Here is a 23,294-nt window from a genome sequence, read left to right as displayed (position 1 = left end):
CATCATAGACAAAAAATATCTTATTTTTTATATTTGAAGGCTAATCTAAAAAGGAAATAGTAACTTTATAACGATGAATATTTTAGTAATAGAAGACAACCAAAGAGTAGCAGAACTAATCCTAAGAGGACTTGAAGAACATGGATTTATACCTACAATCGCTTACGATGGTCGCTCAGGAAAAAAGTTAGCCCTTAGTAATCAGTATGATTTGATTATAACAGATATTATTTTGCCAAAACTCGACGGACTTGATTTATGTAAAGAAATACGATTAGTAAAACCCGATTTACCTATAATAATGCTGACAGCTTTAGGCACAACCGACGATAAAGTAGAAGGTTTTGATGCCGGAGCAGATGATTATCTGACTAAACCTTTTGAAATGAGAGAGCTTTTGGTACGAATAAGAGCTTTATTAAAACGTAGTAATAACAACATAAATAATACTGGATTTATCTTAAAATATGCCGATCTTGAAATGAATCTGCAAACCAAAAGCATAATAAGAAATGAGACTGCAATAAACCTTACTCCAAAAGAATTTAAACTCTTGGAATATATGCTGCAAAATTCTGAGCGTGTTTTATCCCGAACAGAAATTGCTGAAAAAGTATGGGATACCCATTTTGACACAGGCACCAATTTTATTGATGTATATATAAACTATCTGAGAAAAAAAATTGATAAAGATTTTGATAAAAAACTCATTCATACCCGATCTGGCATGGGATTTATTTTAAAAGCGGAATGAAAATCAGAACTCGATTAACCATATTATTTACATTTATAACAGCCACTATCTTATTAGTGTTTGCTTCTATTATACTTATTTCTGCTAGAGAAAATAGAGAGAAAGAATTTTATGCATTATTAAAAAAAGAGGCAATTACAAAAGCCAATTTATTCTTTAATGCCAAAGTAAATAGTAAAACATTACAAAACATTTACAGAAACAATAGGGAAACATTAAACGAAGTAGAAGTTGCCATTTACACAACTTCATTTCATTTATTGTATCATGATGCTGTAGACATTGATGTTGTAAAAGAAACAAGACCAATGATAGATGAAATCGCTAAAAAAAGCGAAATACAATTTTATCTAAATGATTGGCAAGTAATTGGAATTAAATATAAATTTCAGGAAAAAGAATATATTGTTACTGCTGCGGCTTACGATGGATTTGGGTATATCAAGCTAAATAATTTGCTTAAAACCTGTATTATTGTTTTCATAATATCCATTTTACTGCTTTATATGATTGGTCGTTTTTTTTCAAAAAAAGCGTTCGAACCTATTGTTAAAATGACCGATAAAGCCAAAACAATTTCAGCTACAAATCTGGATTTACGATTATACACAAACGAAAGTAAAGACGAAATTTCTGAACTAGCAACGACCTTTAACAAAATGCTGAATCGTTTAGAAAACTCATTTGATTCTCAAAAACAGTTTGTTTCTAATATTTCTCATGAACTCCGAACACCTCTTTCGGCTATTATTGCAGAACTAGAACTATCAACTCATAAGGAACGTAATAATAACGAATATAAAGTTGTTATTCTTAACACCTTGCAAGATGCCAAAAAGCTAGCTAAACTATCTAATAGTTTGCTGGACTTTGCCAAAGCAAATTATGACCCTTCAGAAATTGCATTCAAACAAGTTCGCATCGATGAGATTTTACTCGATGCCAGACAACAAGTCCAAAAATCAAATCCTTCTTATAATATTGCAATTCATTTTGAAAGTGATTTTGAAGATGACAATCAAATTTCGATAAATGGAAACGAATACTTACTAAATGTAGCATTTATAAACCTATTTGAAAATGGTTGTAAATTCTCTGAAACCAAACAAAGTAAAGTTATTGTTTCACTCGAAAAAGAGAAGATTATTTTACAATTTATCGACAATGGTATTGGTATTCTGGAAGAGGATTTAAAACATATTTTTAAGCCATTCTACCGAGGATTAAATAAAATCTATGCCGACGGTAATGGTATTGGATTGTCTTTAACCCAAAAAATCATCTTACTTCATAAAGGAACTATCTCCGCTACTTCCGATAAAAAATCAGGTACTATATTTACTGTTGAGCTTTATCATGGTATAAAAAACGCTACAGTTTAAAGTTGGAGCCTATAAAAGGAACGCGGATGACGCAGATTCGCTATCGCGAAAACGCGAAAAAAAACAGATTTTCTCTCAATTTCATCCTGAAGCTTCGGGATTTAGATTGGATTATTTTTTTAAAATCTGTTTTTATCAGCGTCTTTACTTTTGTAAATCCGCATCATCCGTGTTCCATTATAAGATACGAAACTGTGCGTGAAAAAGAACGCGGATTAAACAGATTCGCTAAGGCGAAAACACGGATTAAAACAGATTTTCTCTCAATTTCATCCTGAAGTTTCGAGATTTAGATTGGATTATTTTTTTAAAATCCGTTTTTATCAGCGTCTTTACTTTTGTAAATCCGCATCATCCGTGTTCCATTATTTGACGTTAATCTTTTAGCATCTATGTGTAAATCCATATCATCCGCGTCCCACTATAAGATGCGGTTTCTAATAAAATTCTAATTTTTTTCTAAAACATCTCTAACGGCCCCTCTTCAGGGGTTGTTCTATTTTTGCACCATTATAAACGGAAAATAATTTATTCAATAATATCAAAATGGATATTCCTCCTCCCAGTAAACAAAAATTATAAATTTCGCTTCTGCAGATATGTCATTGACTTTTTCGCAGCAGCGAATTAAAATCAAAAAATCATGTCAAAAAACTTCTTTAAAACTCCACTTAAAAAATTTAATGCTGATTAAAAATTAGTATTAAAAACACCTAACTCAATCTTTAATCTGACTTGTGTCTCAACTTTATTAGAGATACAGACTTGTTATTGCTTGTTAATACAATTCGTAAAATATATTAATAAAAACTACTATGATTCCTAAAAGAAACCCAAACTGCAGAATACAGATATTTAAAGCTTTAAACAGAAAATTAGAACATCCGAATATTATAATTTATTTCATGATAATCACATTTTTCACTGCTTGCAATGATAAAAAAGCTGTAACCGAAAATGAAAATTATTCTCTGAAAGGTGACACAATTATTGTTCCTGCAACATCGACAATTGCTCCCAAATTAAAACTTGAAACGGTCACGAATGAACCCTATCAATTAGAACTAATAACGGCAGGAACTGTAAAAGCTATTCCTAATTTTTATGCCGAAATTGCTCCTCCGTTTTCTGGCAGAGTTACTAAAGTATATTTAAAACTAGGAATGAAAACTCAGGCTGGAACGCCCCTTTTTGAAATGGTTTCGCCTGATTTTATCGATGCTCAAAAGAACTTCTTTCAGGCAAAATCAGCTTATCAGGTTGCTAAACTTTCATTAAAACGTCAGCAAGATTTAAAAAGTAATGGAGTTGGTTCTCAAAAGGATTTAGAAGAAGCTGAAACCAATTTTGAAGTCAACGAAAAAGAATATCAAAATGCAATTGCAAGCCTAAAAATATTTGGGGTAAATGTAAATAAACTAGTCTTTGGTCAGCCACTTGTAATCACCTCTCCTATTGCTGGAGAAATTATTACAAACGAAGTCGTAATGGGACAATATATAAAAGCTGATGATACGCCCAAAGCTAAAGTTGCCGATTTAAAAAAGGTATGGGTTGCAGGGCAGGTTAAAGAAAAAGACATTCGTTTTATACACGAATTAGATGGTGCCGAAATTCAGGTTGCTTCCTATCCCGATAAAAAAATTACAGGAAAAATATACCATGTCGATGAAATGGTTGACGAAGCCACCCGAAGCGTACAAGTATTAATAGAATGTGCCAATAATGACCATGCCCTAAAACCGGGTATGTATGTAACTGTGAAATTTATCGATACTCCCGAAAATACTTTGTTTGTTCCTGCTAAAGCTGTCTTACAATTTAATGACAAAAGTTTTGTCCTTGTACAGATTACCAAAGGAAAATACGCCAGACGCTATGTAGAAACTGGAATTTCCAGCAAAGGAAAAATAGCAATCCTATCCGGATTAAATCCTAATGAAACAATTATAAGCGAAGGTGCTTTTTATCTGCTTGAAGCGAAATAAAGTCAAGAGGTTCTGAGTTGCAAAGGGACAAAGGGACAAAGGTTTTCTGTAGATAGCGTTAAAAAACTTTTGAATCTTTTTAATCCTTTATCCCAATAGCTATCGGGTGTGGTAAAAAAAATACCCAGTCTTAAAACCTTAGTATCTCAGAACCTTTAAGCCTTTGAACCTTTGAACCTTATCAAAAAAATGAAAAATGAAAAAAAATATATTTGAAACAACAATAGCAAAACGCTGGCTAATTCTAGCGTTATTTTTACTCCTATCCTTATTTGGGTATTATTCATGGACACAACTTTCGGTAGAAGCTTACCCAGACATTGGCGATGTAACCTCGCAAGTCGTAACACAAGTTCCCGGATTGGCAGCAGAAGAAATAGAACAGCAAATTACAATTCCGATAGAACGTGCTATAAATGGTTTACCTGGCATGCATGTTATGCGAAGCAAAAGTACTTTTGGTTTATCTATGGTAACCATTGTTTTTGATGATGGTGTCGAAGATTACTTTGCCCGAACAAGAATTCAGGAACGTTTAAACGACGTCGAATTACCTTATGGAGCAACGCCAGGTTTAGACCCGCTTACATCTCCTACTGGCGAGATTTACCGCTATATCATCGAAAGTAAAAGTCATGATTTACGAGAATTAAGTGAATTACAAGAATACACTATTATCCCTCGTATAAAGCAAGTTTCGGGTGTTGCCGATGTTACCAATTTTGGAGGAATCACAACTCAATATCAAGTTGAACTTGATCCTCGAAAAATAGAGCAATATGGTTTATCACTAAGTGAAGTAACCGAAACTATCGAAAAGAATAATGCCAATGTTGGCGGGAGCGTCATTAATCGCGGAGATCAATCGTATGTTGTACGTGGAATAGGTTTGGTGAAAAATCTGGAAGATATTGGGCGCATCGTGGTGAAATCTGTAAATGGCGTTCCTATTTATCTCAATGATATTGGTACATTAAAATACGGAAATCTTGAGCGCAAAGGTGCTCTAGGATATTCAGATAAACGTGGTGCAGATTATTCCGATAATATCGAAGGGATTGTGCTTTTGCTAAAAAACCAAAACCCATCGGTAGTTTTAAAAGGTGTAAACGAAGCAGTTGATGATTTAAACAAAAATTACCTTCCCGAAGGTGTTCAGATTCATGCTTTTTTAGACAGAACCGATTTGGTTGATACAACACTTACAACCGTTTCTCATACTTTACTGGAAGGGATGTTACTGGTAATTATTGTATTAATCGTTTTTCTGGGTAGTTGGAGAGGCGCATTATTAGTCGCGATTACAATTCCTATTTCGCTTTTGATTGCATTTATCTTAATGAAATTAACCAACATTCCTGCCAATTTACTTTCGCTGGGAGCGATAGATTTTGGAATTATTGTAGATGGCGCAATTGTAATGATGGAAACTATTCTGAAAAAACGAGAAGATAATGAAGCCGAAGAACTCACAGAAAAAAGCATTGCCGAGAGAGTAAAAAGTGTCGCTCGTCCTATCTTTTTTGCCACCTTAATTATCATTACTGCTTATTTACCATTATTTGCTTTTGAGCGTGTCGAGAAGAAACTATTCACACCAATGGCATTTACTGTTGGCTATGCACTTTTTGGAGCATTATTGGTGGCATTATTACTTATTCCGGGATTGGCTTATTTTATTTATCGCAAACCACAAAAAATGTATCATAATAAGTGGCTGGATAAACTGACTAATTCCTATCATAACAGAATTCTAAAAATAATGAAAACTCCAAAAAAGGTATTTGCTCCTTTAATTGGTGTATTATCCCTTGCTTTTATTCTTACTGTAATGGTCGGGAAAGATTTTTTACCTCCACTGGATGAAGGGTCAATCTGGTTACAGGTTTCGTTACCACCGGGTATTACTTTAGAGAAATCGAAAGAAATGAGCGATACGCTTCGCCATCGGACTTTAAAACATGATGAAGTAACTTATATGATGGTTCAAGCAGGACGTAATGATGACGGAACCGATGCATGGACGCCTTCTCATTACGAATGCAGTATTGGCTTAAAGCCCTATAGTCAGTGGAAATCGGGTAAGACTAAAGCCGATTTAATCAAAGAACTTGCTGCTGAATATGCTACAATGCCCGGATATAATGTTGGTTTTTCGCAACCTATGATAGATGGTGTAATGGATAAAATCTCCGGAGCGCATAGCGAATTAGTAGTAAAGATATATGGAGAAGATTATAAGGAAACCCGCCGAATTGCCGAGGATATTATTAAAACCCTAAAAGATGTAAAAGGCGCTGTAGATCTTGCTATAGATCAAGAACCACCATTGCCACAAATACAAGTTATTGCCGACCGCCAGAAAATCGCTCAATACGGATTGAACGTAGATGATGTATCGGAATTGATAGAAGTTGCTATGGGAGGAAAAGCTGTTTCGCAAATTTTTGTAGGCAATAAAGTTTATGATATTATAACAAGATACAATGAAGAAAGTCGCAATAATCCTGAAAAAATAGGAAACCTAATGTTGACGAATTCCGAAGGTATTAAAATTCCATTATCTCAAGTATGCGATATCAAACTCAATACTGGAGAAAGTACTATTGCCAGAGAAATGAACAAACGCCATCTTACGGTTCGGTTAAACTTAAGAGGAGCCGATTTAAGTTCTTTTCTTAAACAAGCACAAGCTAAAATTGAACAAAATGTAAAATACGACCATGAGCAATTTAAAATAAAATGGGGCGGGCAATTTGAAAATCAAGAGCGTGCCTATAGCCATTTGGCAATAATAGTTCCGCTGGCTTTGGCATTAATGTTTGTATTATTATATGGTGCATTTGGTAAATTCCGTCAGGCAGGATTATTAATGAGTATCGTTCCGCTGGCATTATTTGGAGGAATGCTGGCGCTTAATGTTCGTGGCATGACGCTCAATGTATCATCTGCAGTAGGTTTTATTGCTTTGTTTGGGGTTGCAATACAAAACGGAGTCATCATGATTTCGCATATTAATCAGCTTCGTAAAAACGGAATGGATTTACTAAGTGCCGTAACAAATGGTGCTAAACAACGCTTTCGCCCTGTATTAATGACTGCAACTGTTGCCGTATTAGGATTATTACCTGCTTCATTAGCAACTGGTATAGGCAGCGATGTACAGCGACCTCTTGCAACGGTAATTGTTTACGGACTTATGTTTTCTACAATACTGACACTATTCGTTTTACCTTCTCTTTATTATCTCATCGAGAAAAAATTTGATACAGAAAACGAAGCACTACAACATTAAATCGATAATCTATAAAACGATATATTATGATTAAAAATATAAAACATAAATGGGTATTTCTTTTGTTACTGCTGAATATTTCGGCAGTAATAAATGCTCAAATTGATACCACATTTACACAAGTAAAAATGAATTATCCTGATTTCTTATCCCTAGTAAATAAGAACAATTTAGGATATGCAGCCGAAAAATTTAATATGAATATAGCTGAAGCTAATGTAGAAGCTTCAAAAGTATTTCCTGATCCTGAACTCGCTATTGGAGCTAGTGATAATGGACAAGGCAGAATGCAAATGGGCTATGGTTTTTCGACTGAATTAAGTTGGACATTGGAACTTGGTGGAAAACGAAAAGCCCGAATAAATGTAGCAAAAAGTACTAGCGAACTAACAAAAGCTTTATTAGAAGATTACTTTTGTAACCTACGTGCCGATGCAACTTTAAATTATTTAACCAGCTTAAAGCAAAAGGAAATATTTAAGGTACAATTAAACTCTTATACGATTCTTAAAAATATAGCTGTAGCCGATAGTATTCGGTTTAAGTTGGGTAGCATAACCGAAATTGATGCACGCCAAAGTAAACTAGAAGCTAATACGATGCTAAATGAGGTGTACCAAAGTGAAGCCGATTGGAAAACTACTCTATTAGAACTAGGAACTTTGGTAGGAAATCAAAAAGCAGATACTTTGTATTCACCTATTGGGGATTTAGTAAAATTCGATCGCTTATTTGATTTGAATGAACTTATAATTTCTGCCGAAAACAATCGAGCCGATTTATTGGCTGCACTTAAAAATAAAAATGTATCACAGGATATTTTAAAATTAGCCAAGGCAAATAGAGTTCTGGATTTAGGATTAAATATAGGAGTAGAAAGTGCTTCTGTAGTAACAAATAGTGTTGCTCCTACCCCATCTTCTTCGGCTGTTTCTGGAGGTATTTCTATTCCGCTTAAGTTTTCTAATCGAAATAAAGGCGAATTAAAAGCAGCTGAATATAGTGTGCAACAAGCTGATGTATTGTACAAACAAACAGAATTACAAATCCAGATAGAAGTACGAAAAGCATGGTTTAATTATCTCACTACACAAAAACAAGTACGCCAATTTAATACTGGTTTATTGGCCGATGCACAACGTTTGCTCGATGGAAAGGTTTATAGCTACAAACGCGGTGAAACCAGTTTACTCGAAGTATTAAACGCGCAACGAACCTATAATGAAACTCAACTTAATTATTATGAAACTCTATATAATTATGCTGCAGCACTGGTTGAACTAGAAAAAGCAGCTGGTATTTGGGATATTAATTTTTAAAATAATACTTATAACAATGAAAAATACATATACAATTTGCATCATGCTTTTTTTTATACTCAAAATTAGCGCGCAACAAGATGGTCTCAGCTTTGGTATAAGTGGTGGCATAAACTGGACATCATTAACAGGTAGAGATGTTGATAGTTTATCTAATGATGGATCTCAGAAAAGTTTAATCGGACAATCAATCGGGATTACGCTCGACAATAAAACATCTAAATACTTCGGACTGAAACACGAATTATTTTACAGCCAGCGAATAATGTCTATCAAAATTGATGATGGAATAAATCCCGAATTCTCAAGTAAATTTAAACGTCAGTATATTGATATATTCCCCGTTAGTCCAACTTTTTATTACAAAGGATTACAAGTTTATGCAGGACCATATCTGGGCGTTTTATTAAATACTTCCATACAACGTAAAGGTGCCGATGGAAACCTATATACCGATAAATTGATTTATGGTTCTGGCGAAGCTTCTAGTAATTATAGTCAGAAAATGGATGTTGGGTTTGTTGCAGGTCTAAATTATGAATTCAAAAATGGAATTAATCTTGGCGGAAGATTTATTCGTGGCTTTGTGCCAATAATAGAAAATGCGAATACAAAACAACAGTGGAAAATTTACAATGAAAGTTTTTTTGTTACCATTGGATATAGTTTTTATTAAGTTACTAAGGTTCTGAGGTACTAAGGTTCTGAGAGGCAAAGGGACAAAGGTTTCTTGTATTGCGAATAAAAAAGGTTCATAGGTTTTCTGTAGAGGCGCACCGCAGTGCGTCTTCAATAGATATTAAAGCTTAAAATCTTTGCGTCCTTTGCGTAAACCTTTGCGCACTTTGCGGTTAATTTTTTTTGCCACAGATTAAAAAGGATTAAAAAGATTTTTTACCATTAAGGGATTAAGAAAATTTAAGCTTTGTTCTTAATGAAACTAATGTCTTAATGGTTAGTTTTTTTCACCACAAACTTGTCTTTCTGAGGAACGAAGAATCTCCGTTAGTGACTCGGCAAAGATTATGGAGTTTCTTGTGGAGATTGCTTCGCCAGTTCGCTATCGCTCGTGTCTTCGTTCCTCAGAAAGACAAAATTGGAGAGTTTCTGCACGAATCAAGAAGATTTTTTACCATTAAGGTATTAATAGCAAAACTTAATTTTTCTTGATTTCATAATGGTGAAAATTTACTTTAAAAAATTTGCAGTTAAATTCCTTATCCATAATAAGAAAGCCACTAAGAAATTAAGTTATGACTCCTAATTTTCTTAATGGCTTAATGGATAAAATTTTATTTAGGCTAATAGTCTAAAATGACATTTCTTCTTCTAGTTCTTTAGGAGCTTTCACGGCTCTGGAAGCTACTTTGGGCGTTGGAGCTGTTTTTGCCTTTTTGCTGAATTTTTGTTTTCCCCACCAAATTAAAAATCCTGTGATAGGTAAACTGGCAGAAATTAAACTTGCAAAAAAAGCTAAAAACTTTCCTGTAAGTCCCAAAACTGCTCCTACGTGAATATCATAATTCATTCGGCGTATTTTATCTGGAACGCTGGCATCTTCATACTTTCCAGAAAAAGGGGTTTTGATTGTAATGTCTTTGAGTGATTGCTGATCGAAACTATAGCGATCCATATTGTAAAAAGTATTGCTTTTTTTGTAAACAAAAGCTCCAATAGGATCTGATGGTTTTTCGGGCATTGATATTAAAATCCCAGCTGCCTGAGGACTTTCTTTTGCTAATTTAAGCATCACTTTATCTACTGTAGCAACATGAAATGCTTTAACGTTTGTTGTATCTGATTTAGGTGATTCTCTATTTTCTACTAATGGTTTTCCTCCAGAAGTTACCCAATATAATGATTTGCTAAACCAGCCAAAACTCCACACTAAACCTGTTAATGAAATAAATAATAGAAAAAACATGCTGTAAAAACCAAGTACATTATGCATATCATAATTTACACGTTTAAAACTAGCCGACCATTTAATTTTGAAACTCTTATCACGGATCGATTTAATCCATTTTGTTGGCCACCATAAAATTATTCCTGTAATTAATATTACTACAAAAATTAAAATAGCAACTCCTACAATAGGACGACCAATATCATAAGGCAACCATAAAGCACGGTGGCCATTAAGCATAAATCTAAAAAAATCGGGGTCTTCTCTAGAAAATGCTTTAACATTAAGAACTTGTCCTGTATAAGGATTCATATACACATTAAAAGTGGTACCACTTCGTCTTTTTTTACGTTTTGGTTCTTTATCTTTAGGTTTGTCATTTGAAGCCAGATTACCAGCTTTTGCTTGTTTTTTCTCTTTTTGTGCTTCTTCTTCCTTCCCTTTATTATCTTCTTTCTTTTCTTTTTTAGCAACAAAATATCCAACAATTGCTGCTTCGTCTTTTTCTCCAAAAGTAACACTAGTGGCTTTTTTGCCTTTCATTTCCTTATCGGCAATACTTATAAGCTGCGATGGCAACAAATAGGCCTTTTCCTGTGGAGTTACAAAACGCCAATCTTCTATAAAATCTTTTATTTCATGCTCAAAAACGTACATGCAGCCAGTAAGACTCACAATAACTACAATGATACCAGAGCCTAATCCTAACCACAAATGCAGCCAGGCTGCAGTGCGTTTGAAAAGTGACTTTTTACTTTTTTTCTTTTTTTGAGTAGTGGTAGACATGTTTTTGAAATCTATAAAAATTATGTAATAAGAACCATAAGCTCTAAAGGCAAAAGGTTAGCAAAAAATAACATCCTGAAAACGCAAATTTATAAATTTACTTTTATTTAATAAGACTAATTATAAATAATTTTCATATCAGAATAGCAATAATTTGTTGCTTAAATTATCTTTATACGCCTATACTTACAGGGCTTACTAAGGATTAGTAAACACGTTTTATGTTGTTTACTAAATTTATAAAATGCCGTTTCAATTTGAAACGGCATTTTTAATCACATTAATATTTTAATTTAGCAATAGCTGTAATTTCTCCACCTTCTACTTTCATACCTTTAGTAGCAACTCCTGTTGAACCATTAATTGTATAAATCCAGTTACCATCTGGTGTATTAATACCTAATATAAGTGAGTTATTATCTTCTGTAGTAATATTATAATTTGTAGTAGTTGATTTAATTACCTCAGGTCCATTAGTAACCCACTTAAAAGTTTGAGCGTACACATCGGCTACAGCCAATTTAGCCACTCCGTTATTTTTACCAGCATTACCATACATTTGTAACAACACTTTTCCTTTACCAATATAACTGCTTGAAGAAATTTTATGTCCACCAGATTTTTCTTCTACATTAAAGAAATAAGACTGATCAAATTCTGTAGTTCCTTTTTTAATTTTCAATACCGCAGATGGTTTAGTCGAAGTTATAACACTATTACTTGTTGCAACTGCACTAGAAAAACCGTATGCGTCTCCATTTTCATCCTGAATTAATCCATTTGAAAAGTAATCTCCTAAATAACTTGTACGGTTATCTTTGATTACTTTTTCTAATTTTAATTCTGGGTAGTTATATACTGCAACCCATGTACTATCTGGATATTTAGTTCCGAAGGTATCAACCTCGTCTCCTTTAATACTCATGTATGGCATATATACCTTATCTCCTACCTGTGTTGCCCATGTATAATGTGCTCTTTCTCCGTTTTTAGCCAGTTTTTTGATATCTTGTTGTGCTCCACCCACGATAAGTGATGATGTTGCATCAATTCTATACATAGATGCTATAGATGACGCACCTCTTCTTGGTATTTTTATTGTTAAAATTTCTTTGTTTACTGCTGCAAAAACCTGTACTGTTTCAGCTTGAAAGTTAGATGTTTTAGTCAATTTACCCTCAGCTGTCAATGCATAAGTAGTAACTGCTCCAGGATTTCCTTGTCCGTAAAGTAAACTAAAAAATTTATTCTGGTTTGTAATATAAAAACGGTACGAACCATCTTGCTCTAATCCGTTACCAGTTGTTGTAATAGATCCTTTAGTAATATCATCTGTAGTTAATAAATAATCAGCAATTCCTTCTGCTCCTGTAGTTGCTGTAATAATATATTTTGTTTTTTCTGTTCCTGTGCTTGGTGTTCCTCCATCTGGAGAGCTAGAGTCACTGCTACAAGAAAATGACGTAAAGGCTATTAAAGCAGCGAATATCGCTAATGTGCTAGTTTTTTTCATAATGATTATTGTTTGATTTATTTGAATTATTTATTTGATTTGGTAAAGAAATACCTGAATTTTATATTGAATGAACGACTTGGTTTTTGCAACGAAAAGTTGTCGTAAAGCTTATTATCTAATACATTTTTACATTCTAAAGCAATATTATATTTACCATCTGCAAAAGTGTATACTGCATTTAAATCATGATTAAATTGTTGCGGTATATCTAGTTTACCATCCTTAATACCTTGGCTTGGCCATGACAAATAATAAGTGTGTACGTATAAAAAATTATAACCAATAGATAAATTATTTCCCTTTTTTATGAAGTCATAAAAGAAAACGGAGGCATCGGCATTACCAAAAAGATAAGGGATATTAGGAACTCTGTCTTTATAATATGCTGATTCAACATTTTTGCCTGGCTCGTATTGTGTCATATTACGAATATTTTGATACGTCATGTTCACACCAGCAGTAAATCTATTTTTATAAGAATATCTCACTTCACCATCTATACCAAAATTTGTAACCCCTTTTTGGTTAACGTTAGTGATCATCGTTTGATTTAAATTCATTTCTGAACGAATAAAATCGGTTGCATCACGATATAAAAAATTCACATCAAATGTCATTGCATTGACTTTCTTGAAGCTAGTTTGATAACTTAATCCTACATTAAAATTATTACTCGTTTCTGGCTTAAGGCTACTATTCCCTGCCACATTATCATTAACATTTCCGAATAATTCATCAGGAGTTGGCAATCTGTAACTTTTTTCGAAAGATCCTTTTATCTGTAAATTCTGCTTTAAGTAATAACTGCTTGCAGCACCATATCCAACCAAATTTTTATTATCTGCATGCTCTATATAGGCAATATCCCCCCAATTCCCCGAAGGGTTATAACTCTCGGAATAGGTATTTCTCAAAGAATAATTTTTAACAAATACTGAAGTACTCCATTTTTCGTTATAATCAAATTTATAACCTGCACCTAAAATATTTTTTTGAGATTTCTTCGGTTGCTGATATAGTAGTGATTCAGGAACCAACTCATCACTTTCTTTACGATTAAAGGTGTTAAAAGTATTATTCAGCATAAACGAATGTCTATCGTTTAAACGGTAAGTAAAATTTGCTGTAGCGATTCCATTATTGTTTTTGAACTTACGTAACGTACGGCTACGCTCCCCTCCTAAACCAGGTATTACTATATAATCTCCAAACCAGTTATATCTTCGAAAAACAGTATCAACATTTTGTTCTTCTCCAAAATTAAAATTACCAGTAACGCTAACATCTAACCCTTTTGTAAAGAAATCTTTTACCTGATATTTAACAGTTGGCATCAAGATATTTCCTTTACCATACACTTGTCCAAATACACTAGTCATACGTGCTCCTGTTTGTATATCTGCTCTATTCTCACCAGCTGTAAAACCAAATAATAATTTATCGGCATATTTTTTTCCAGTTATACCTACATTCAGTATTACGGTTTCATTACGATATTTATCATGAAATCTTCTTACACGAGCATTTGGAAAATAAGCACCCGTATTTAAATCTGCGGCTTCTACATTTACCCAATAATTATTGTCTGAGTAATTCTGGAAGGCATTTATTTCGGTAGTAAAACCACTCTTGGCAGTATATCCTGCATTTATTGTTGTACGATGTGTATTAAATGATCCAAAAGAGTAAGAAGCATCAAGATATGTACGCGGTTTAGAATTGGTAACAATATTAATGGCTCCACCAAGTGCATCTCCACCTAACCAAATAGGCACAACCCCTTTGTAAACTTCGATTCTATCGGCAAGATTTACAGGAATATTATTCAGTTGGAACGATGATCCAAAATTATCCATCGGAACTCCGTCAATAAAAACTTTTATCTGATTCCCTGAAAACCCATTAATAGAAAGCTGCGATTTAGAACCTACTCCTCCTGATTCACGAACACGAACACCCGAAACTCTATCTAAAGCATGTGATAAGTCTAGTGTAGAATTGTGTAGTTTTTTTGCATCGATTGCTGTTACGCTATATGATTGTTTATTTATTTTCTCCGTTTGGGTGCGTCCCATTACTGTTATATTTTCTAATTCGTTTAATTCACTTTCTAAACGAACGGAGAAAATTATTTCGCTTGTCCCCTTAACTTCGATGTGTTTTTTTGAAGTTGAAAACCCTATTGCGGAAACTTTTAAAACATAATTTCCTGCTGCAACATTTTTAAAATTATATTTTCCGTTTTCATCGGACATAATGATAAAATCTGTTTTTTCTAAACTTACTGTTGCAAATGGAATACTCTGTCCTGAACTCTCCGAAATCTGTCCTGAGACTGCTATCCCCTTATTTTGTTGGGCAAATGAGAAGAAGGATACTAAAAAAATTATACTTAAAATTGAAAATTTATGAGTTGACATATTTTTACTTAGACTAATTATAAATAACTTTGCAGCAAAAGTACCACGAACGTCTCCTTTTTATATAGGGAAAAACGGATTATTATTTTGTAAAAACGGATTATTATTTTGAAAATTAAATCGAAACTTCTCAGTCACGAACACCCAATAATTTCTATTGCGGTTTATGATGGCTATGACCCAAAAAGTCACTTGGCAGACGAAAATGTATTTATAAAAAATGAAACTTTAGAAGAAATAAAAAGTCATCATTTAATAACTGATGGTCTTGTGATTCTTGATACTCAAATGTATTTTTCTGAACCACAAACGGCATTATTTGAGATTACTTGTGAATCTATTGTGATGAATTTTATATGCTGTAATAATGTCGAAACCTATATTGATCAACTAGAAACTGAAAAATATTCAAGAGAAAACACTCACAATATTTTCTATACTTCAAATTATAAAGCCACATTTAAAATTCCGCCATTTGAGCAAATAAATTACTTTTCAATAATCTTATCAAAAGATTTTTATTACAATATTATCAATGAAGACTGGGAACTTCATCAAAAATTCTCCAAGAATATTCTCCTAAAGAAATCGAGTTATTTAACTTCAAGATATATTCCTTTTACATCATCAATACAATGGGTAATCCACGAAATTAAAAATTGCAATCGCCAAGGTGCTTTAAAAAGAATGTATATCGAAACTAAAATTAAAGAACTATTAATTTTACAACTGGAATCTCTTATTGAAAAAACAATTCCTAACGATTTAATAGATGAGGAGGATTATATCAAACTACAAGAAGCTAAATTAATCTTAGATAAAGATTATGTTCATGCCCCTTCTCTTCCTGAACTCTCGAGAATGATTTCTCTTAATGAATTCAAGCTAAAAAAAGGATTTAAAGCATGTTTTGGAACTACTGTAAAAAGTTATATTATCGAACTTAGGATGAAACATGCCAAGGAATTATTTAAATCTAAAACCATAAGTGTTAGCGAAGTAGCTTACAAATGTGGTTATAAAGATGTATCGCATTTCTCGGCTGCTTTTAAATCTTTCTATGGTTTTTCTCCTCAAAAATTTAAGATTAATTGGAGCAGTATTAATGCCTGGATAACTAGTTTTTTATTGCTTGGTTAATAGTAATTACAGCATTTATTTGCCATAGATTGTCTATGATAGGACGCGGATGACACGGATTCGCTAAAGCGAAAACGCGGATTAAAACGGATTTTTTTCAATAGTTTAAAAAACCCGTTTTAATCCGCGTCTTTACTTTTGTAAATTAGTATTATCCGCGTTCCTTTGGCATAGTGCTAGATAAAATTATAATAATGTCACCCCGATGGGGTTCTTTTAAAAATCGCTAAACTTTCTATAAACATGGCGTCCCGCTTGGACTTACTTAACTCAAACTCATCTATAAGGGAACGCGGATTAGACGGATTTTCTACCATCTCATCCCGAAGCTTAGGTATCTTCATTGAGACTGTTTTAGAAAATCCGTTTTAATCCGCGTCTTTACTTTTGTAAATCAGTATTATCCGCGTTCCTTTGGCAAAGTTTTAGAAAGCAATTATTTACTTTGGGTAATTATTCTTTTCGCACAATCGGATGCACATAATAATCCACCAGCCATCATGATAACATCTTTAATTACCAATCGTCCTGCTCCTGATAAATAAGGAAATCCATGTGTAGAACTACCCAAATCAGGAACCCAAGTTTCGGGTGTTGTAATTAAAAAAGTTAGCGTAACCAATGCCATACCAGCAGTTAGAATTCCTCCTACAAGTCCTAAACGAGCATTAAAAATTCCAAATAAGGTTAGCAATCCTATAATTATAATTACTGTACCCAATATGTACGAAAAAATATAAGTACCGTTATCGTTATGCCATTTGATATTTTCCTCGACTACTTCGCCTTCTTTATTTTTGTGATCTTTATACTCGCTCGGATTGTTATAAAAGAAACTCATTAATGGGCTATTTGCAACAAAAGGTACAATTCCATCTGCTTCATACTGAAAAGCTTTGAGTCCGCCAATCCACACCATTACAATAAAAATGGCTATTCGCATTAAATTAAAAAACTGATTTTGTAGATTTGATAACGTCGATAATATGTTCATACTTTTATTTGTTAATGATATTTACATTTAAATGCCAAAATTAACTACTCTATGATCTGCTCACAATGGACAAATATGGCTATTACCTAGACGAATCTGCAACGATAGATATACCAACATTTTCTCGAAATGCAGTTGGTGTAATCCCTGTATGTTTTTTAAAATAACGACTGAAATAATTTTCGTCATCAAAATTTAATTCTGCTGCAATTTGTTTCATGCTTTTATAACTAAGATGAATTAACTTTTTTGCCTCAAGTATAACTCTTTCCTGAATTAATGTAGATGGTGTTTTTAGAAAATAATGCTTGCTTAATTTCGAAAAATTATTGGGTGAAATTCCCATTTGCGTAGCATAAAAAGAGGGTTGTCTTTCTTTACGAAAGTTGTTTTCTAATAAATCTTTAAACTGAATTAATGGGTGATGTATGCTCTTTTCTTCGTGAACAAGATTATCTTCCGATTTTATTTTGCTACATAATGCTAATATTAATTGCAAATAAGAACGTACTACTGCCATAGCATAACTACTAGTGTTTTCAAGCTCTATAATTAGTTTACCTAAAATATAATCTAATTCAATATACTCTTCAGTCGCAAGATTTACATAAGGTTTCTGATAAATATTATTGAATAAAAGTCCGTTACAGGCAACCTCTTTTTTATGATATTCTATACAATAAAAATCACCATGAAATTGTAATCTTCTGGTTTTAATTGGCTTTTTTATGTCAAAATGAATGATTTGGTATGGTGTTGTAAACAATATAATTTTACCTTCAAAAGTGTATTCTACCAAATCTACGCTAACTTTTCCATTGCCTTCCAATAGAAAAATACTGTACATTCGTGAACTTCCATTCAGGTTAATATAATCTGTATCGCATTCCTGAACGGTACAATTTTCATGGTCAAATTCATTATCTTTCATTAATTTTCTATTTATTCTTGCTGTACCATTTTATCTTAAAATAGTTTTCATTTCTAGTTTTATCTACTGAATCATTTTTACGAAGCTTGGCACCAATTGCAACTAATTCCCAAAAAGAAGTTGAATCTTCGGGATATGGAATTCCAAAAAAATTAGTTTTATCTCCATATTTACAAATCACGGCATTGATATAATCCAGCACATGAAATGTATTAAAACTTTCTCTAAATTCAGGACGAACTTCATCATTATTTGCAAAACATACTGCTCCTGTAGCATAAGAATCTGATATAAAAGGGATACCAATTATCTTTTCTATCTTATCTAAAATGTCTTTATCAAAGTTAGGAATCATAATGCATTGTGTAAATATTTTTTTTAATTTATGATGAGAAATGGCATTAAAACTAAAAAACCGTTTCAAATTACGAAACGGCTTTTTTATCTTTTTTCAATATTTATTAGCATCCAGTTACACTACCATCCTCTAAAAGTGTTGGTAGGCAAGGTCTTTCTTGAGGACCAATACATGGATAATTAGGATAGTCATAAGGATTAACACCTGGACCTGAAGGCGCCCAGTCACCATCAGAACATCTAGGTACAGATATCGGGCCATTATAACCTTTACCAATTGTGTTTTTTTGTTGATCTTTACTTAGTAATTCTACTCCATTTAAATTCAAAATTGTTTTTAACATAGTAACTTAAATTATAAAATTTTTAAATTAATCAATCATTTTGAGTCCATTGATTTTTAGACTTTTTAATATAGAGAATCCTATTTATTTAGCATTCAGTTACGGTACCGTCTGCATGAAATGTAGGAAAACAAGGTTCTGTTACTGGTTCAGCAATATCTGCACATGGATAATTAGGGTAATATGCAGGATTAGCTCCTGGAGGTGCCCAATTACCATCTGAACATCTAGGAGTATTTCCCGACCCTCTTTGTCCTTTGCCGACAATGTTTTTTTGTTGATTTTTACTTAGTAATTCTACTCCATTTAAATTCAAAATTGTTTTTAACATAGTAACTTAAATTATAAAATTTTTAGATTCACCAATCATTTTAAGTCCATTGATTTTTAGACTTTTAAGCAATTAAATATAAGAAATTACTTTTAAACTGAAACACTTTTTTATGTAAATTATCTAATAAAACAATTAAAAAAAACTAACTTTTTTTGCGACAAGAAATACCTATAAACAAAAAAAAGCAGCAAACTTACGCTTGCTGCTTTTTTGGAAAATTAACTTATATTATATTAGTTCGGTATTTTCTTTTAGGAACTAAACTTAGAGATTCTATACTAGTACGTATATTCATAAGTTTCTCCATTACTAACTTTTTTCGTCAAGAAATTGTTTGTATCATAAGTGTTCTCATAAGTATGAGTTCCTACAATTACGTCTCCTTCTTTTTCTATTAGTTTAGTAAAATTATTTACTGTATTAGCTTCCTGATCAAAAGCTTCAGAATCTAATAACTGTGCATATCCTAAAATATTTTTAAACGGACTATTTTTAGTATCATACTCAAATAAATTGATACTATCATTAAATTCTACCTTAACTATATTCCCACTAGCATCTAAAGTAAATATGCTCGAAGAATCTAATGTTTCTACTTGAGCAGTCGAAATTAAAAAAGTAGCAGTCGAAATTGTTCCGTTTGCATTATAGGTATAGTCTTTTCTTCTTTTAGAAGAATTACCAGATGGAGTTTCCAGATACGATTTTAATTTATTGTTTTCATAAGTAAAAACCGTAGTTGTAACTAATACATTTTCTTCATAATATTCGGTTTTGGTAATTAAATTACCTGTGTAGGTAAATAAAGTTTTATGACCTCCATCAGCTACAAGACTCACAATTTTATTTTCATTATAAGTATAGGTAGTCGTCGAATTTTCTTCTGGATGAGATGCATATGTATACTTCTCTGTTTTAGGTAAAATAACTGTTTCAACGGTAGGAAGGATAGGAATGACAGGAACGTCAGAAATGATAGAAGCAGCATTGTCATCAGTATCACTAGAGCAAGAAGTAAATACTAAACTTGCAGCACAAAATAAAAGTAAAAGTTTTTTCATTGGTTTTGGGGTTTTAAATTTGGCACAAAAATATAATAATATCTATAATAATAAACTTGTTTTTTATGCTGTTTTAAACTGTACCTCTTTTAATTCTTTTTGTTCTTGAACCGATATCCTAATCCTATTAACACAACCAAAATCGATAAAATAAATATTGAATTATTCATAAAATTTCACTTTCTATTTTAATTATTATTTAATGATATTTTGATAAAATATAAATCACTACAAGTAAGATTAACAAAAAGAAAACTGAATTTGGATTTGCAAAATTTATTGTCCAACCTAATTGTTTTATTCTCTTTGGAGGAAGTATTCTTTTGTCTTCTTTATTAAAATAAAAAATTCCCCAAATCCAATTTGATGGATCTTGATGCCACTTATCTTTGGTTTCTTTACTTGGTTCCATAAATTTTACTTTTTGTTATACATTAAAAAAAACAAAAGGACTATCTTTTTATGACAGCCCTTTTGTAAAATTATTTTTTGCATTTAACTATTGAAAAGCATATGTTGCTAATCTGAAATTACTAGCAGCTGAAGTAAAAGTATAAACTGTATTAGGTACTCCTCCTAGTTTATAAGTTTCTTTTTTAAAGTATAAACCTTTTGGATTTGTTAGTTCCTGATCAAATTTCTTTAATAATACTGGCTCAGCAATAAGTGCAGTTGCAGTTTGCCAAGAAATATGTTTAAGGACAATTGTTTTATTTACGGCATCCTCAACAACTTCTACATTATGATATAGTGTTGCTTTTCCTCCTGTGAATGTATATACTATATACGTACTTCCTGCATCATTGAATTGAAATTGAACTCTGTTAACCTTTTGTGCTGCAGGTAAACTAGCATTAATTTCATTCAATAATGTTTTACATAAAAGAGAATTTCCAGCCGTATTACTCAAATACTGTGCAATGTATCCAAATGCTGTTGCTGGTTGTCCATCTAAAATGATTTTATAATCATCTGTTAAAACTAACGGTTTTGTAGTGTACTTAATAGTAGCAGATACCCCATTTGTTCCAGTTGCTGTAAAGCTACCATCCGCATCATTATAAACAAATTCAGACAAAGCTTGATCTTTTACTACAATAGCAGGGCTTACTATCATTCCTGTTGCAGAATAACCAACACCTACATTATAACTTTCAGAAAAACCAGCTGTAATAGGATCAGCAGTGGCAAAACGAGTCGCATCATCAAAATTAAAATCAAACTGACGTACAGTTGTTCCATCATTTGTTTCTAATAATCTAAAAAGTGGTCGTGTATTTGCTCCAATTACATTCTGCTCCATTATTGTATTTTGTGGTAAGTTATCCCAATCGGCAGCAGTAGCTTTTACAAAACGTAATTCTATAGACTTTCTGTTGGTTCTAAAGATAATATCTCCTTTATCTTCTCCATAAAATAAAAACTGAAAATCACCCAGATATCCTTGACCTTTCAAATCTTCCGTTGGGTATGATCTTGAGTCAGATAAAAGGTGTATTCTGTTAGCAGTAGTAAAAACTACACTTACAGTACTCCCTAATTGAATCTCGTATTGACTATCATACTTTTTTGTATCACTGTCAAAATCTGATGCCATTGTTACTTTCCCTCCAGGAGAGAATTTAAATAAATGTGTATATCCTCCTAATTGTGTATTATCAGTAAAATAAACGGCTTTCCATCCATACTCTGATGCCAGCAATAACTCATCTAATTTTTTAGACTGAGCATTTGTTCTTGCAGTAGGTGTTTGATCAAACTTTTCCTCAGTATCACCGTTACTGCAAGCAACTAATTGAATTGCTACAAAAGCAACAATTAGCAACTTATATAAATATTTTATTTTCATAATGTTATTTTAAGTTAATGTTTTAGAACTTAATAGTATAATTACTAATTGCCATTAATTACAATTGTAGTATTTTTTTCAGCCTCGTCTCTTAATGCATAGAAATCCATATCAAAGGCATCTTTAAAATACTTCACTACAATAGCTTCTTTCTTTTTAATATCTTCTCTTCCTTTCGGACTTGTTATACTTGCTAAAATAGCTGCATATTCTGCCTTAGAGCTAATTAAGATTATAGAAGCCGTTTCAGCAAAATCTTCAACAATATTGTTTCTTGCATAATTCGTTATAAATCCTAATTCTCTCGATGCCGAATTAGTTTCTAAATGCCAGGTTGCTGTATATCCTGAAGGAGTTAATTTACCCCAAGCTTGCTCATCAAAAGGTTTGTTCTGATTTAAAATATGAACATACTCATGCTGAATAGTATGAATAAACTCTGAAACTATTGCACGATTTTGTCTGTTGATATAATCTACTTCAAAAAGTGTAATTCTTTGTCCACCTTCTGCAATTCCTAATGTTCTGGTACCATTGTCATTCATATTTACTCCACCAACTAAAACAACTTCTCTTGGTGCAATTTTCTTAACAAAATCAGCTCCACCGATGGTTGCGTAACTAGACAACCATATTTTTTGAACAATTTCTAAGGCTGGCTGCACTTTATCGATCGTTGGAGGAAATAAAAACCTACTATTATCAACCGTGTTCTGATTCCATTTATATCGTGCATTAATATTGTACGGAATAAGGTAATTTGTAGTAATCCATTTATCTAAATCTGTTTGAACTGGCTGAGTAAAATCTAACTGGCTTTCACCCGGTTGATCCTCATGAGCACAACCAGAAAAAATCATAACTACTCCAGCAATTAATGCTAATTTTTTATATTGGTTTAATATTTTCATAATACTT

Annotated in this window: 19 protein-coding genes; 7 read left to right on the top strand and 12 right to left on the bottom strand. The window is 32.5% G+C overall.

Annotation, left to right across the window (positions count from 1 at the left end):
• Positions 1 to 73: 73 nt before the first annotated feature.
• The 6 genes from AC3IPI_RS15235 to AC3IPI_RS15210 all read left to right on the top strand — a co-directional run bounded on the left by AC3IPI_RS15235 (position 74) and on the right by AC3IPI_RS15210 (position 9,414).
• A complete protein-coding gene (locus tag AC3IPI_RS15235; RefSeq protein ID WP_039114045.1) occupies positions 74 to 754 on the top strand; it encodes a response regulator transcription factor in 681 nt (226 codons plus the stop codon).
• On the top strand, positions 751 to 2,136 hold the full coding sequence (locus AC3IPI_RS15230) for a HAMP domain-containing sensor histidine kinase (protein ID WP_489153779.1): 1,386 nt from the start codon (positions 751 to 753) through the stop codon (positions 2,134 to 2,136). Before AC3IPI_RS15235 ends, AC3IPI_RS15230 begins: the two co-directional genes overlap by 4 nt.
• Positions 2,137 to 3,041: 905 nt before the next feature.
• Complete coding sequence (locus tag AC3IPI_RS15225) at positions 3,042 to 4,124, top strand: efflux RND transporter periplasmic adaptor subunit (RefSeq protein WP_489153777.1); 1,083 nt, start codon at positions 3,042 to 3,044, stop codon at positions 4,122 to 4,124.
• 196 nt (positions 4,125 to 4,320) lie between these two features.
• On the top strand, positions 4,321 to 7,419 hold the full coding sequence (locus AC3IPI_RS15220; RefSeq protein ID WP_489153775.1) for an efflux RND transporter permease subunit: 3,099 nt from the start codon (positions 4,321 to 4,323) through the stop codon (positions 7,417 to 7,419).
• 26 nt (positions 7,420 to 7,445) lie between these two features.
• Entirely contained in the window at positions 7,446 to 8,738 is a 1,293-nt protein-coding gene (locus tag AC3IPI_RS15215; protein ID WP_489153773.1) for a TolC family protein, read from the top strand.
• Positions 8,739 to 8,754: 16 nt separating this feature from the next.
• A complete protein-coding gene (locus AC3IPI_RS15210; protein WP_489153771.1) occupies positions 8,755 to 9,414 on the top strand; it encodes an outer membrane beta-barrel protein in 660 nt (219 codons plus the stop codon).
• A gap of 633 nt (positions 9,415 to 10,047) precedes the next feature.
• On the opposite strand, the gene AC3IPI_RS15205 is transcribed toward AC3IPI_RS15210, so the two are convergent.
• From AC3IPI_RS15205 to AC3IPI_RS15195, 3 genes are all read right to left on the bottom strand, one after another.
• Positions 10,048 to 11,430 (bottom strand): PepSY-associated TM helix domain-containing protein, encoded by a 1,383-nt coding sequence (locus AC3IPI_RS15205; protein ID WP_489153769.1) that lies wholly within the window; start codon positions 11,428 to 11,430, stop codon positions 10,048 to 10,050.
• A gap of 280 nt (positions 11,431 to 11,710) precedes the next feature.
• Positions 11,711 to 12,943 (bottom strand): DUF4374 domain-containing protein, encoded by a 1,233-nt coding sequence (locus AC3IPI_RS15200; protein ID WP_039119101.1) that lies wholly within the window; start codon positions 12,941 to 12,943, stop codon positions 11,711 to 11,713.
• 26 nt (positions 12,944 to 12,969) lie between these two features.
• The gene (locus AC3IPI_RS15195) at positions 12,970 to 15,366 is read right to left on the bottom strand and encodes a TonB-dependent receptor (RefSeq protein ID WP_489153766.1); all 2,397 of its coding nucleotides are present in this window, start codon (positions 15,364 to 15,366) and stop codon (positions 12,970 to 12,972) included.
• A gap of 108 nt (positions 15,367 to 15,474) precedes the next feature.
• Between AC3IPI_RS15195 and AC3IPI_RS15190 the strand changes: the two genes are divergently transcribed.
• Positions 15,475 to 16,506, top strand: a complete 1,032-nt coding sequence (locus tag AC3IPI_RS15190; protein ID WP_489153764.1) for a helix-turn-helix domain-containing protein — start codon at positions 15,475 to 15,477, stop codon at positions 16,504 to 16,506.
• 436 nt (positions 16,507 to 16,942) lie between these two features.
• Here AC3IPI_RS15190 and rclC read toward each other — a convergent pair whose 3' ends face one another.
• From rclC to AC3IPI_RS15145, 9 genes are all read right to left on the bottom strand, one after another.
• Positions 16,943 to 17,500: a reactive chlorine resistance membrane protein RclC gene (gene rclC, locus AC3IPI_RS15185; RefSeq protein WP_489153762.1), complete on the bottom strand. Its 558-nt coding sequence runs from the start codon at positions 17,498 to 17,500 to the stop codon at positions 16,943 to 16,945.
• An 82-nt stretch (positions 17,501 to 17,582) separates the two neighbouring features.
• Positions 17,583 to 18,431, bottom strand: coding sequence for a helix-turn-helix domain-containing protein (locus AC3IPI_RS15180; RefSeq protein ID WP_489153760.1), 849 nt, complete (start codon positions 18,429 to 18,431; stop codon positions 17,583 to 17,585).
• Between the two features lie 7 nt (positions 18,432 to 18,438).
• On the bottom strand, positions 18,439 to 18,786 hold the full coding sequence (locus AC3IPI_RS15175) for a hypothetical protein (RefSeq protein ID WP_489153758.1): 348 nt from the start codon (positions 18,784 to 18,786) through the stop codon (positions 18,439 to 18,441).
• Positions 18,787 to 18,892: 106 nt separating this feature from the next.
• The gene (locus tag AC3IPI_RS15170) at positions 18,893 to 19,132 is read right to left on the bottom strand and encodes a hypothetical protein (RefSeq protein WP_039114035.1); all 240 of its coding nucleotides are present in this window, start codon (positions 19,130 to 19,132) and stop codon (positions 18,893 to 18,895) included.
• Between the two features lie 88 nt (positions 19,133 to 19,220).
• A complete protein-coding gene (locus AC3IPI_RS15165; protein ID WP_039114033.1) occupies positions 19,221 to 19,463 on the bottom strand; it encodes a hypothetical protein in 243 nt (80 codons plus the stop codon).
• A 281-nt stretch (positions 19,464 to 19,744) separates the two neighbouring features.
• Positions 19,745 to 20,527 (bottom strand): hypothetical protein, encoded by a 783-nt coding sequence (locus AC3IPI_RS15160; protein ID WP_489153755.1) that lies wholly within the window; start codon positions 20,525 to 20,527, stop codon positions 19,745 to 19,747.
• A gap of 199 nt (positions 20,528 to 20,726) precedes the next feature.
• On the bottom strand, positions 20,727 to 20,939 hold the full coding sequence (locus AC3IPI_RS15155; protein WP_039114031.1) for a DUF5808 domain-containing protein: 213 nt from the start codon (positions 20,937 to 20,939) through the stop codon (positions 20,727 to 20,729).
• An 87-nt stretch (positions 20,940 to 21,026) separates the two neighbouring features.
• Positions 21,027 to 22,376, bottom strand: a complete 1,350-nt coding sequence (locus tag AC3IPI_RS15150; protein WP_039114030.1) for a DUF4302 domain-containing protein — start codon at positions 22,374 to 22,376, stop codon at positions 21,027 to 21,029.
• Positions 22,377 to 22,420: 44 nt separating this feature from the next.
• Entirely contained in the window at positions 22,421 to 23,287 is an 867-nt protein-coding gene (locus AC3IPI_RS15145) for a zinc-binding metallopeptidase (RefSeq protein ID WP_039114029.1), read from the bottom strand.
• Between the last annotated feature and the right edge of the window lie 7 nt (positions 23,288 to 23,294).

Source organism: Flavobacterium sp. GL_143, from assembly GCF_057834355.1.
Note: the sequence above shows the minus strand (reverse complement) of the source record. Positions and strands in the feature narration are given on the sequence as shown.